The organism is Microbacterium sp. P2_F9 (assembly GCF_056403635.1).
Window position 1 is genome coordinate 1 of record NZ_JBFUFC010000107.1, and the last position, 12,505, is coordinate 12,505.

A 12,505-nucleotide genomic window follows, 5' to 3' on the forward strand; every position below is an offset into this window, starting at 1 on the left:
GAGCGGATGCCCCGGCGGCGAGCACCGCGATGGCCGCCGTGAGGGCGAGCCGGGGCAGGAACGGCTCGACGGCCCCGGCCGCCGGCGCGGGCGGTGCGGACTCCGGAGGCGGCTCGGGTGAGTCGATCCGCGCCGTCGAACCAGCGCCGCCGGGCGTCAGCAGCCCGACCAGCGCCGTCCGCCGATCCTCGTCCAGCGCCCCGGCCTCGGCCGGCAAGGCCATCGGACCGACCGGGAACAGCGGCGGCGCGGCCGGGGCGGAGCGTGGGGCGGGGGGTCGCACCGTGGCGGCGAACCGCGAACGGGCGATCCACCCAGCGAGGGCGCCGACGCCGATCGGCAGCAGCGCCAGCAGCAGGAGCCAGGTCGTCGTGGACTCCGGGACCGCCCCGAGCACCGGCACGCCGGGCAGCACGCCCACCTGGGTGCCGGCGGGCGAGACCGCGGTGCCCGCTCCCAGCGCGAACCCCGGTCCCGCGACGAAGGAGAGCCCCCACACCACGAAGGTCGGCAGGTACGCGAACTGGGTGACGGTGACGACGATCGCGCCGAGCAGGTCGAAGTTGCCGGCCTGGTAGAGCGCCACGATCTGGCCGGCTCCGATCAGCACGGCGACACCCAGTGCGAGGGCGCCGAGGCCGATCAGCCCGGCGATGGCCGCCGCCGCGGCGCGCACGGTGATCCCCGGCACGGGTGCCCATCCGCCGGGCAGCGCCTCGGAGCGGTCGCGCAGCCGGGCGATCAGGCCCCGTCCCGCGTCGCGCCATTCGGTCACGACGGCGCCTAGCAGTGCGGGCACCGCGAACAGCAGGGCGGGAAACAGCACCGCCTGCCAGAGCTGCGCCTCGGCCACCGCCGTGTGCGAGGTCAGCGCGACCAGCGTTCCCAGGGCGGTGAAGGCCACGCTGCCGGTCACGACACCGGTGATCCAGGCATCCGCACTCGACGCACGTGCGCCGGAGCGCGCCGCGAAGATCGCGGTGAAGGTGGCGAAGGCGAGCGGCGCGAGTGAGACGGGGAACGAGCCCGCCGAAGGGTCGATGCCGGTCGCGGCGAGATACTCCCCGGGCAGGGTGACGTGCATCGGCACCAGATGCCCGAACTGCCAGATCTTCGCCCCGGTCGGCCACAGCGCACCCCAGTCGGCCCCGTCGCCGAGTCCGAACACCCACAGCAGGGTGAGCGGCGCGAGGGTCGCCGCAAGACCCGCGGCGGCCGCGATGGCGGCGTCGAACGCGGCGAGTAGGGCGACGGTCAGTCGGTGCATGCCTCATCGACCCTACCCAGGGGCATCGCGGGCTCTTCGCGGGCGCGCCCGCAGGCCCCGGCTGAGGGATTCCTGGGAGTCTGCCCTAGAGTCTTCCGCGGAGGTCACCGATGAGCACAGCGCCCGCACCAACCACAGAGCCCACCGAGCCGACCGAGCCGAAGAACGGCTTGGATCGGTTCTTCGAGATCACCCGCCGGGGTTCGACGGTCGGCGCCGAGGTCCGCGGTGGCCTCGTGACGTTCGTGACGATGGCCTACATCGTCATCCTGAACCCGATCATTCTGTCGGGCGGGACCGATGTCGCGGGCAACAGCCTCGCCTTCCCCGCGGTCGCCGCCGTCACGGCGCTGACGGCCGGCGTGATGACGGTGCTGTTCGGCCTCGTCACCCGCCTGCCCTTCGCGTTCGCCGCGGGACTGGGGATCAATTCGTTCCTCGCGTTCTCCGTCGTCGGTGACGTGACCTGGCCCGAGGCGATGGGGCTCGTCGTCATCAACGGGCTCATCATCGTCATCCTCGCCGCCACCGGGCTGCGCCGCATGATCTTCACCGCTGTGCCGATCCAGCTGAAGCTCGCGATCACGGTCGGCATCGGCCTGTTCATCGCGTTCATCGGCTTCGTCGATGCAGGCTTCGTAACCTCGACGGGCCAGGCATCACCGCCCGTCGGACTCGGGGTCGCCGGCTCGGTCGCGACCGTGCCGACGCTCATCTTCGTCATCACGCTCCTGCTCACCGGCGTCCTCGTGGCGCGCAAGGTCAAGGGCGGCATCCTGATCGGCCTCGTCACCGGCACGGTCATCGCCGTCATCGTCGAGGCGATCTGGCACCTGGGCGGAAAGGCACCCGACGGCAGCAACCCCGGCGGATGGGGCCTGAGCGTGCCCGAGCTGCCCTCGTCGCTCGTGGAGATGCCCGACCTGTCGCTGATCGGCCAGGTCTCGTTCGGCTCGTTCGAACGAATCGGCGTGCTCGCCGCGCTGATGCTCGTGTTCACGCTGGTGTTCACGAACTTCTTCGACGCGATGGGCACCATGACGGGCCTCTCCAAGGAGGCCGGACTGGCGGACGAGAAGGGCGACTTCCCCCGCATCAAGTCCGCGCTCATCGTCGAGGGCGTCGGCGCGGTCGCGGGCGGCTACGCCTCGGCCTCGTCGAACACGGTCTTCATCGAGTCCGGCGCCGGCATCGGCGAGGGCGCGCGCACGGGTCTCGCGAACGTCGTGACCGGCCTGCTGTTCCTCGTCGCGATGTTCTTCACGCCGCTCGTGTATGTCGTCCCCTCCGAGGTGGCCGCCGCGGCGCTCGTGATCGTCGGTGCGCTGATGATGTCGCAGATCCGATTCATCGACTTCACGGAGTTCTCGGTGCTGCTGCCCGTCTTCCTCGCGATCACCGTGATGCCGCTGACCTACTCGATCGCCAACGGCATCGGCGCGGGCTTCATCTCCTGGGTGATCATCCGGTCGCTGTCGGGCAAGGCCAAGGAGATCAGCCCCCTGCTGTGGATCGTCGCGGCCGGCTTCCTGATCTACTTCGCCCGCGGCCCCGTCGAGACGCTGCTCGCCGGCTGACGCACGGACGAGAGACGGGATGCCGCGGCCGCGGCATCCCGTCTTCTCATTCCTCTATCGGCTCCAGCAGGAACACCGCGATGAGGCGATCGGTCTTGGACTGGTAGCTGTCGTAGTCGGGCCACACCGCGGTGGCGCGCACCCACCACTCCGCACGCTCATCGCCGGACAGCTCGCGCGCGAGGTAGTCGCGCTTGACCGCGCCGTCCTGCAGTTCGACGTGCGCGTTCTTGCGGACGTTCCAGTACCAGGCCGGGGGGTCGGGATGGCCGCCCTTCGAGGCGACGACGAGGTAGCGCCCCTCATGCTCGACGCGCATGAGGGCGGTCTTGCGCAGCCCGCCGCTCTTCGCGCCGACGCTCGTCAGCACGATGATCGGCACACCGCGGAGCAGGTTCGCCTCCGCGCCTTCGGTTGCTTCGAACTTCTCGGCCTGTTTGCGTGCCCAGTCGGACGTGGACGGTTTGTACTCTCCGGTCAGCGGCATGATTTCACCCTAACGTGGGGCCGCACGACCGAGCCGATACGCTGAACGCTCCGTAACGTCCCGCCGATTCGTCGTCGCAGCAGAGGAGCCCGCATGCCCAACATCAGGGTCGAACTACTGCCTGGCCGGTCGGTCGAGCAGCGCCGGCGCTTCGCCGAGGAGGTCACGCGCTCCGCCGTCGAGGTGCTCGGCGCCCGGCAGCAGGACGTCCGGATCATGTTCGAGGAGGTCGCCGCCGACTTCGTCGCGAACGGCGGCGTCCTCGCGAGCGAAGACGCGTCGCGCAGCGCGGTGACCGAGCGCTGGGGCTGACTTCCTCGAGCCGACATTCGAAAGCGGATGCCGCAGCCGAAGCTGCGGCATCCGCCTTTGAAAATCGGTCCCTGCGCCGAGGAATCGGTCCCTGAGCCGAGGAATCGGTCCCTGAGCCTGTCGAAGGGCTAGAGGCCTGCGATGATCTCGCGCATGAGAGCGGCGGTCTCGGACGGCGTCTTGCCGACCTTGACGCCGGCAGCCTCGAGGGCTTCCTTCTTGGCCTGAGCGGTGCCCGCGGAGCCGGAGACGATCGCGCCGGCGTGGCCCATCGTCTTGCCCTCGGGGGCGGTGAAGCCCGCGACGTAGCCGACAACAGGCTTGGTGACGTTGGCCTTGATGAAGTCCGCGGCCCGCTCCTCGGCGTCGCCGCCGATCTCGCCGATCATGACGATCGCCTTGGTCTCGGGGTCGGCTTCGAACGCGGCAAGCGCATCGATGTGCGTCGTGCCGATGATCGGGTCGCCGCCGATGCCGATGGCCGTCGAGAAGCCGATCTCGCGCAGCTCGTACATCATCTGGTACGTCAGGGTGCCGGACTTCGAGACCAGGCCGATCGGGCCCTTTCCGGTGATGTTCGCCGGCGTGATGCCGACGAGCGACTCGCCCGGGGTGATGATGCCGGGGCAGTTCGGCCCGATGATGCGGGTCGTGTTGCCCTTCGACTGCGCGTAGGCCCAGGCATCGGCCGTGTCGCCGATCGGCACGCCCTCGGTGATCACGACGAGCAGCGGGATCTCGGCGTCGATGGCCTCGATCATCGCGTTCTTCGTGAAGGCCGGGGGCACGAACGCGATCGAGACGTCCGCACCGGTCGCGGCGATGGCCTCGGCCACGGACGCGAACACGGGCAGCTCGACGGCGGAGCCCGCGGCATCCGTGTGCAGCACCGTGGTGCCCGCCTTGCGGGCGTTCACGCCGCCGACGACCTGGGTGCCGGCCTTGAGCATCAGCGCGGTGTGCTTGGTGCCTTCGCCGCCGGTGATGCCCTGGACGATGACCTTGGAGTCCTTATTGAGGAAGATCGACATGTCTGCTTTGGTCCTTATGCGTTCGCGAGCTCGGCGGCCTTGTCGGCGCCTTCGTCCATGGTTTCGGCGAGGGTGACGAGCGGGTGGTTCGCGTCGCGGAGGATCGCGCGCCCCTCCTCGACCTTGTTGCCGTCGAGCCGCACGACGAGCGGCTTGGTCGCGGTCGCGCCCAGCTCGGCGAGGGCACCCACGATGCCCTTGGCGACGGCGTCGCACGCCGTGATGCCGCCGAAGACGTTGACGAACACGCTCTTGACCTGCGGGTCGCCGAGGATGACGTCCAGGCCCGCGGCCATGACCTCAGCCGAGGCGCCGCCGCCGATGTCGAGGAAGTTCGCCGGCTTGACGCCGCCGTGGTTCTCGCCCGCGTAGGCGACGACGTCGAGGRTCGACATCACGAGACCCGCGCCGTTGCCGATGACTCCGACCTCGCCGTCGAGCTTGACGTAGTTGAGGTCGTTCTGCTTGGCCTTGGCCTCGAGCGGGTCCGCGGCATCCTTGTCTTCGAGCAGCGCGTGGCCGGCGTGACGGAACTCCGCGTTCTCGTCGAGCGACACCTTGCCGTCGAGGGCGATGATCTCGCCATCCTCCGAGAGGATCAGCGGGTTGACCTCGACGAGCGTCRCGTCCTCGCCGGTGTAGACGGCATAGAGCTTGACGAACACATCCGCGACCTTGGGCGCGAGCTCGTCGTCGAAGCCGCCGGCCTTGGCGATCTCGAGGGCCTTGGCCTGGTCGATGCCGGTGAGCGGGTCGACCTGGATGCGCGCGAGCGCCTCCGGCTTCTCGACCGCGAGCTGCTCGATCTCCATGCCGCCCTCGACCGAGCAGAGGCTCAGGTAGGAGCGGTTCGCACGGTCCAGCAGCACCGAGAAGTAGAACTCCTTGGCGATGCGCGCGCCGCCGGCGACCATGACGCGCTTGACGATGTGGCCCTTGATGTCGAGGCCGAAGATGGCCTTCGCCGCCTCGTAGGCCTCATCGGGGGTCTTGGCCACCTTTACGCCGCCGGCTTTGCCGCGGCCTCCGGCCTTGACCTGCGCCTTGACGACGACGACGCCGCCCAGCTTCTCGGCGGCCGCCCTCACCTCTTCCGGCGTGTCCGCGACGATGCCGGGGAGCACCGGCACCTCGTACTTCTCGAAAAGGTCTCGTGCCTGGTACTCGTACAGATCCACGTGTGCATTCCTCCGCTGGGGCGAACGTGAGGGGGTGACGAGGGCCTGACGCCCTCAGGGAAGGCCGAAGTTGTCTCGATATCGAGAGAGATCGACCGATTTACCAGCCTACTACCGTCGATCAGGGGCTCTGTCCGCCCACTGGCGCCGGGCCGGGCCCGCATTAGGCTCACGGCATGAGCGACACCGCCACCGCCACCGAACCCCGCCGCGCCGTCGTAGCCGCGGCTCTCGAGCTGTTCGCGACACAGGGGTTCGAGGCGACATCCGTCGAGCAGATCGCCCAGGCCGCGGGCATCTCGCGCTCGACGTTCTTCCGGCAGTTCGGCGGCAAGGACGACGTCGTCTTCGCCGATCACGAGCTGCTGCTGGCCGAGCTGCGCACGCAGCTGTCGCGGCCCCATGACAACCCATGGGTGGCCGTGTGCGAGGCATCCGTCTGGGTGTACCGGCAGTTCACGGCGGATCCCGAGCTCGCCCGACGCCGCTACGCGGTGGTGCGCGAGGTGCCGGTGCTGCGCGAGCGCGAGATCGTCACGGTGTTCCGCTACGAGCGACTGTTCGACGACTATCTGCGCGGCGCTCTGCCCGGACTGGATCCGCTCGACGCGGTGGGCTTCGCCGCCCTCGTGACCGCCGTGCACAACCACGTGCTGCGCCAGCTGCTGCGCGGCACCAAGCGCGTGCCCGTCTCGGTGCTGCGTCACGCCCTCGACGATGTGCTGCGCCGGTTCGGCGTGCACCCCGACGGCGACGCGGCTGCCGAAGACGACCTCGTCGTGGCCGTCTTTCCGCGACGGATGCCGGCGGCCGAGGTCACTCGTCGCCTCAGCGAGCAGCTCGGCTGAGCGCAGGATCTCGCGTGCAGATCATCGGTGCCGTCCTGGAGCGGACGGACGCCCCCACGCCGTTCGCCGCGTCTCGACCGTTCACGGTCGGCGCGCTCGAGCTGGATCCACCCTCGGCGGGTGAGCTGCTCGTGCGCATCGAGGCGGCGGGCGTCTGCCACTCCGACCTCAGCGTCGTCGACGGCAGCCGCGAGCGCCCGACACCCATGCTCCTCGGTCATGAGGCCGCGGGCATCGTGGAGCGGGTCGGCGACGGCGTGACGGATGTCGCACCCGGCGACCGGGTCGTCATGACCTTCCTCCCCCGCTGCGGGCACTGCGCGGGCTGCCGCACCGACGGGCGACTGCCGTGCGAGGTCGGCACCGCCGCCAACAACGCGGGCACCCTGGTGGGCGGTGGCATCCGTCTGCATCGGACGGATGCCGCGGGCGCCGTTCAGGACGTGCACCATCACCTCGGCGTGAGCGCCTTCGCGTCGCACGCGGTCGTCAGCCGCACGTCGGTCGTGCCGGTCGCCGCGGACGTGCCGCCCGAGATCGCCGCGCTGCTCGGCTGCGCTGTGCTGACCGGCGGCGGAGCCGTCATCAACGCCGGCCGCCCCGACCCCGGAGCGCGGGTCATCGTGGTGGGCCTCGGCGGCGTCGGGATGGCGGCGCTGCTGGTCGCGGTGGCGCTCGGCCACGAGGTCATCGGCGTCGACGCCGTCCCCGCGAAGCTCGAGCTCGCCCTGCAACTCGGCGCGGCCGACGCCTTCGAGCCTGCGGGGGCGGCTGAGCGCGGCATCCGTGCTCCCGTCGTGATCGAGGCGGCGGGATCGGCGCGCGCGTTCGAGACGGCGCTCGACCTCACGGCGGCCGGCGGCACAACCGTCACGGTCGGGCTGCCCGCGCCGGACGCGCGTGCCAGCGTGTCGCCCCTCCGGCTGACCGCCGAGGCACGCACCGTCGTCGGCAGCTACCTGGGGTCGGCGGTGCCGAGTCGCGACATCCCGCGCTACGTCGACCTGTGGCGCGCCGGCCGCCTGCCGCTGGAGCGACTGGTCTCATCGCGGATCCCGCTCGAGCGCATCGACGAGGCCATGGACCGGCTCGCCGGCGGCGGCGAGCTGCGCCAGCTCATCACGTTCTGAGGAGAGCTCTGTGCCCGACTACCCCGTGCGCGTCCCGTTCGGCACCCGCTGGAACGACAACGACCAGTACGGCCACCTCAACAACGCCGTCTACTACGAGGCGATGGACACCGCCGTCAACACCTGGATGATCCGACACGCGGGTCTCGACCCGCTCGGCGACGCCCCGATCGCCCTGTGCGTGGCCTCCTCCTGCGAGTTCCAGGCGTCGGCGGCCTTCCCCGAGCCGCTGGAGGTGGGCATCGGGATCGAGCGGCTCGGCACGACGAGCGTGACCTGGGCCCTCGGCATCCTGCGCTCCGGTGAGAGCGAGCCGATCGCGATCGGTCGCTTCGTGCATGTGTTCGTGGATGCCGCGGACCGACGCCCCACGCCGGTGCCGAGCTCGATCCGCTCGGCGATCGAAGAGCAGCTCGTCGCCTAGGGCCTACTGCAGGCAGAACTCGTTGCCGTCCGGATCGCGCAGCTGGTAGTAGAGCTCCGGCCACGGACCCCAGTCCTGGTCGACGAGGCGCACGACCTCGGCGCCGAGCGCCACGAGTCGATCCTTCTCCGCCTCGAGCTCTGCGCGGGTCGGGCGGCGCCCTGGGGTGGCCTGGATATCGAGGTGCAGCCGGTTGCGGCCCTCCTTCGGCTCCGTCGCGTGGTGGAAGAACAGCCGCGGGCCGACGCCCTCCGGGTCTTCGGCGAGACCGCGATGCGCCAGGTCCTCCTCGGTCAGGCCGGACGCGAGGAGTTCGCTCTTCAGCGGCTCCTCCCAGTCCGCGAGCGGGTAGCCGAACACTCCGGCCCAGAAGTGCGCGAGGGCTTGTGGATCGTCCGCGTAGAAGGTGATGTTGCCGAGCTTCGATGCCATGGGTTCGCTCCTCTCCTCGGCGGCGCTGCCGTGCGGAGGCGCCGTGACCCTCACGATAGGTGGCGCCTCCGACAGGCTCCAGGGGCCCGCCGCTGGCCGTTCCCCCCGAGACCACTCACTTCGCGCCAGACCACACAGTTCTGCGCGCCGAGGTCGGTGGACTGGCGCGGAATCGGTGGATTCGGCTTCCTCCCGCGGCCCCGGCCTGCGGCGGGCAGTCGGCACCTCGGAGCATACCGACCATCCGGTATGCTCCGAGACACGAGCCCGAGGACGGGCGAGGGAGAGGCGTGTCGACGATGACCGACGTCCCTGGACTGGATGTCCCCGGCCTGACCGCGTGGCTGGCCGACGCCCACCCCGACCTCGCCGACGGACCGCTGCGGGCGAGCGTCATCGCGGGCGGCCGGAGCAATCTCACCTACGCGGTGGATGGCGCTGGCGTGCCGCTCGTGCTGCGGCGCCCACCGCTCGGGCATGTGCTCTCGACCGCCCACGACATGCGCCGCGAGCACCGCGTGATCTCGGCGCTCGCGCAGAGCCCGGTCCCGGTGCCGCACGCGATCGACCTCGTCGATGACACGGCGGAGCATCGGGTGACCGGCACCGTGTTCTTCCTGATGGAGCGCGCCCCGGGTGAGGTGCTCGCACATCCCGCGCAGAACTCGGCTTTCACGTCGGGCGGCCTGCGCGCCCTCAGCATCGAGCTCGTCGGGCACCTCGCCGATCTGCACGCGGTCGATCCCGCCGCCGTCGGTCTGGCGGACTTCGGCCGCCCGGACGGGTACCTGGCCCGCCAGCTCTCCACCTGGCGGCGGCAGCTGGAGGCGTCGCGCTCGCGTGCGACGCCGCTGCTCGACGAATTGCAAGACGGCCTGGGAGCAGACGTGCCCGACTCGGGGCGCGCCGGAATCGTGCACGGGGACTTCCGCCTCGACAACGCGCTCGTCGTCGGCGCGGCCGACCAGCCGCACATCTCGGCAATCCTGGACTGGGAGATGGCGACCCTGGGCGACCCCTTCGTCGACCTCGGCATCTTCGCGCTGTACTGGGACATCGCGGATATCCCCGGGGGTGCCGCCGCTGTCACGAGCGCCGTCGATCCTGCTGCCGGGTACCCCTCCTTCGATGAGCTGGTCGAGGTCTATGCGCAGCGCGTCGGCATCGGCATCCCGGATCTCCGCTGGTACCGCGCGTTCGCTGCGTACAAGCTGGCCGTGATCCTCGAGGGGATCCACTTCCGCTATCAGGCCGGCGACACCGTCGGCGAAGGCTTCGATCGGATGGGCGAGCTCGTCGAGCCGCTCGCCCGGAAAGGACTCGAGGTGCGCTGATGGACTTCGCCCCCGACGATCGCGCCCGCGAAATCACCGAACGTGCGCGTACATTCCTCGACGAGCATGTACTGCCTGCGGAGCCGGTGCTGGACGCTCAGCTCGCCGACTCTCCCGCGGACTGGGACGCGCGGCCGATCGTGCGCGACCTGCAGGCGAAGGCGCGCGCACAGGGCCTCTGGAACCTCTTCCTGCCCGGTGAGCACGGCGCAGGACTCACGAACCTGCAGTACGCACCGGTCGCCGAGGTCACCGGGTGGAGTCCCCGGCTGGCCCCGGCATCCTTCAACTGCGCCGCTCCCGACACCGGAAACATGGAGGTGCTCAGCGACTTCGGCACACCCGAGCAGAAGGAGCATTGGCTCGCTCCTCTGCTGCGCGCCGACATCCGCTCCTCGTTCTGCATGACCGAGCCCGACACCGCCTCATCCGACGCGACGAACATCGGCACCCGCATCCGTCGCGACGGYGACGACTTCATCGTGTCGGGCCGCAAGTGGTGGTCGACGGGCGCGATGAATCCGGATGCCGCGATCTTCATCGTGATGGGCAAGACCGACCCGGAGGCCGAGCGGCACCGGCAGCAGTCGATGATCCTCGTGCCGCGCGACACCCCGGGCGTGCGGATCGTCCGTCCGCTGAGCGTATTCGGCTATGACGACCGCGACCACGGCGGCCATGCCGAGATCGCGTTCGAGGACGTGCGGGTGCCCGCGGCGAACCTCATCGGCGCCGAGGGCTCCGGGTTCGCGATCGCGCAGGCGCGCCTCGGGCCGGGGCGCATCCACCACTGCATGCGCGCCCTCGGCATGGGCGAGCGCGCGCTGGCGCTCGTGCGCGCGCGGGCGAACGAGCGGCACGCCTTCGGCCGGTCGCTGGCCGAGCAGGGCGTCGTCCGCGAGTGGGCGGCGGAGTCCCGCATCCAGCTCGAGGCGCTGCGCCTGCTGGTCCTCAAGACCGCGTGGCTCATGGACACCGTCGGCAACCGCAAGGCGATGACCGAGATCCAGGCGATCAAGATCGCGGTCCCCCGCGCCGTGCAGACGATCATCGACCGCGCGATCCAGGTGCACGGCGCCGCCGGGGTGTCGTCCGACACCCCGCTGGCCGAGCTGTACGCCGGGATCCGGTCGCTGCGCATCGCGGACGGCCCCGACGAGGTGCACCTCTCGAGCCTCGGCCGCGCCGAGCTGCGCCGCTGACCCGCCCTGCCGCTGCGCACCTCCGCTGAGCGGAGGGCCACGGCGGTGGGGAGGTCGAAATCCGGCCGATCAACCTCCGCTCGTCCGATCCCCTCCGCTCGGCGGAGGGTGACGTGCGTCGGAGCCTGTGGCAGGGACGGATGCCCCGCCCCGGCCGGGCCGCTGGCTACCGGTGCGGGATGCCAGAGATCATGCCGCCGTCGACCACGAACTCCGCGCCGGTGGTGAACGCAGAGGCATCCGAGGCGAGGAACACGATAGTCCCGGCGACGTCGCCGGGGAGCCCGGGGCGACCGAGCGGGATGTCGAGGTGCGCGGGGTCGATGCGGGTCGTCATGTCGGTGAGGATCAGGCCCGGGTGCACGGAGTTCACCCGGATGCCGCTCGGCCCGAGCTCCACGGCGAGCCCCTGGGTCAGCCCGCGGACGCCGAACTTCGCCGCGGTGTAGCCGTGCAGCCCAGGGCTGCCGCGCATTCCCTCGACCGAAGAGATGTTGATGATCGAGCCGCGGCCCTGCGCCTTCATCTGTGGCACCACCGCACGGCAGCCGAGGAAGACCCCCGTGAGGTTGACCGCGATCACGGCGTTCCACTTCTGCAGCGTGAAGTGCTCGATGGGCGCCGCGTTTGCGATTCCGGCGTTGTTCACCAGCACGTCGACGGCCCCGAAGGCGGCGACGGATGCCTGGACCGCGGCATCCCATTCCCCCTCGTCGGTGACATCGAGGTGCACGAACAGGGCGCGCTCCCCCAACTCGGCGGCGAGCGCCGCGCCGGCATCGTCCAGCAGATCCGCGATGACCACGCGTGCACCCGCGCCGTGCAGCGCCCGCACGTACGCCTCGCCGAGCCCACGAGCGCCCCCGGTCACGACCGCCACCCGGCCGCCCAGATCCGTCACGTCGCCACCTCCATCACAACGCCCCTCACGACCCCACCTCGATCACGACGCGGCCCACGGTGCCACCCGCGGCCAGAGCGGTCAGCGCCGCCGGCGCCTCCTCGAACGGCACGACGCGATCGACGACCGGCCGCACCACACCCTCGGCCGCGAGCCTCGTGAGCTCCGCCCTGGCCACGTCGACCAGGTCGGGCCGCACGCCGGGGTACATGCCCCAGTGCAGCCCGAGCACCGAGTAGTTCTTGACGAGCACATGCCCCGCGGCGAGGGACTGGATCGTCCCGCCGGCGAAGCCGACGACGATGGTGCGCCCCTCGAAGGCGATGCACCGCGTGGAGGCCTCGAATGCCGCGCCACCGACCGGGTCGAAGACGACGTCGGC

General features: G+C 70.7%; 14 protein-coding genes. 7 read left to right on the forward strand and 7 right to left on the reverse strand.

Annotation, left to right across the window (positions count from 1 at the left end):
* Positions 1-1,267 (reverse strand): cell division protein PerM (locus AC1DVT_RS12160; RefSeq protein WP_477389220.1); only part of this gene is annotated, 1,267 nt, incomplete at its 3' end.
* 110 nt (positions 1,268-1,377) lie between these two features.
* Here AC1DVT_RS12160 and AC1DVT_RS12165 point away from each other — a divergent pair.
* Positions 1,378-2,844, forward strand: a complete 1,467-nt coding sequence (locus AC1DVT_RS12165; protein WP_477389222.1) for an NCS2 family permease — start codon at positions 1,378-1,380, stop codon at positions 2,842-2,844.
* Positions 2,845-2,890: 46 nt separating this feature from the next.
* Here AC1DVT_RS12165 and AC1DVT_RS12170 read toward each other — a convergent pair whose 3' ends face one another.
* Positions 2,891-3,331 carry a nitroreductase family deazaflavin-dependent oxidoreductase gene (locus tag AC1DVT_RS12170; RefSeq protein ID WP_477389224.1) on the reverse strand — a complete coding sequence of 147 codons (441 nt, stop codon included), beginning with the start codon at positions 3,329-3,331 and terminating at the stop codon, positions 2,891-2,893.
* A 93-nt stretch (positions 3,332-3,424) separates the two neighbouring features.
* Between AC1DVT_RS12170 and AC1DVT_RS12175 the strand changes: the two genes are divergently transcribed.
* Positions 3,425-3,643, forward strand: a complete 219-nt coding sequence (locus tag AC1DVT_RS12175; RefSeq protein WP_457100071.1) for a tautomerase family protein — start codon at positions 3,425-3,427, stop codon at positions 3,641-3,643.
* Positions 3,644-3,771: 128 nt separating this feature from the next.
* Here AC1DVT_RS12175 and sucD read toward each other — a convergent pair whose 3' ends face one another.
* Both sucD and sucC read right to left on the reverse strand, forming a co-directional pair.
* Positions 3,772-4,674: a succinate--CoA ligase subunit alpha gene (gene sucD, locus AC1DVT_RS12180; RefSeq protein WP_477389226.1), complete on the reverse strand. Its 903-nt coding sequence runs from the start codon at positions 4,672-4,674 to the stop codon at positions 3,772-3,774.
* A 14-nt stretch (positions 4,675-4,688) separates the two neighbouring features.
* Positions 4,689-5,852, reverse strand: a complete 1,164-nt coding sequence (sucC, locus tag AC1DVT_RS12185; protein WP_477389228.1) for an ADP-forming succinate--CoA ligase subunit beta — start codon at positions 5,850-5,852, stop codon at positions 4,689-4,691.
* A gap of 176 nt (positions 5,853-6,028) precedes the next feature.
* On the opposite strand from sucC, the gene AC1DVT_RS12190 reads away from it, so the two are divergent.
* From AC1DVT_RS12190 to AC1DVT_RS12200, 3 genes are read left to right on the forward strand one after another with little or no spacing between them, the layout of a single operon-like run.
* Positions 6,029-6,700 carry a TetR/AcrR family transcriptional regulator gene (locus tag AC1DVT_RS12190; protein WP_477389230.1) on the forward strand — a complete coding sequence of 224 codons (672 nt, stop codon included), beginning with the start codon at positions 6,029-6,031 and terminating at the stop codon, positions 6,698-6,700.
* Between the two features lie 14 nt (positions 6,701-6,714).
* Positions 6,715-7,830: an alcohol dehydrogenase catalytic domain-containing protein gene (locus AC1DVT_RS12195; protein WP_477389232.1), complete on the forward strand. Its 1,116-nt coding sequence runs from the start codon at positions 6,715-6,717 to the stop codon at positions 7,828-7,830.
* A 10-nt stretch (positions 7,831-7,840) separates the two neighbouring features.
* Positions 7,841-8,254 (forward strand): acyl-CoA thioesterase, encoded by a 414-nt coding sequence (locus AC1DVT_RS12200; RefSeq protein WP_477389234.1) that lies wholly within the window; start codon positions 7,841-7,843, stop codon positions 8,252-8,254.
* 3 nt (positions 8,255-8,257) lie between these two features.
* Here AC1DVT_RS12200 and AC1DVT_RS12205 read toward each other — a convergent pair whose 3' ends face one another.
* Positions 8,258-8,686 (reverse strand): VOC family protein, encoded by a 429-nt coding sequence (locus AC1DVT_RS12205; protein ID WP_477389236.1) that lies wholly within the window; start codon positions 8,684-8,686, stop codon positions 8,258-8,260.
* Positions 8,687-8,985: 299 nt separating this feature from the next.
* Between AC1DVT_RS12205 and AC1DVT_RS12210 the strand changes: the two genes are divergently transcribed.
* A complete protein-coding gene (locus AC1DVT_RS12210; RefSeq protein WP_477389238.1) occupies positions 8,986-10,020 on the forward strand; it encodes a phosphotransferase family protein in 1,035 nt (344 codons plus the stop codon).
* The gene (locus tag AC1DVT_RS12215; protein ID WP_477389240.1) at positions 10,020-11,222 is read left to right on the forward strand and encodes an acyl-CoA dehydrogenase family protein; all 1,203 of its coding nucleotides are present in this window, start codon (positions 10,020-10,022) and stop codon (positions 11,220-11,222) included. Before AC1DVT_RS12210 ends, AC1DVT_RS12215 begins: the two co-directional genes overlap by 1 nt.
* A gap of 166 nt (positions 11,223-11,388) precedes the next feature.
* Here AC1DVT_RS12215 and AC1DVT_RS12220 read toward each other — a convergent pair whose 3' ends face one another.
* The gene (locus AC1DVT_RS12220; protein WP_477389242.1) at positions 11,389-12,123 is read right to left on the reverse strand and encodes an SDR family NAD(P)-dependent oxidoreductase; all 735 of its coding nucleotides are present in this window, start codon (positions 12,121-12,123) and stop codon (positions 11,389-11,391) included.
* Positions 12,124-12,148: 25 nt separating this feature from the next.
* Positions 12,149-12,505 (reverse strand): zinc-binding dehydrogenase (locus tag AC1DVT_RS12225; protein ID WP_477389244.1); only part of this gene is annotated, 357 nt, incomplete at its 5' end.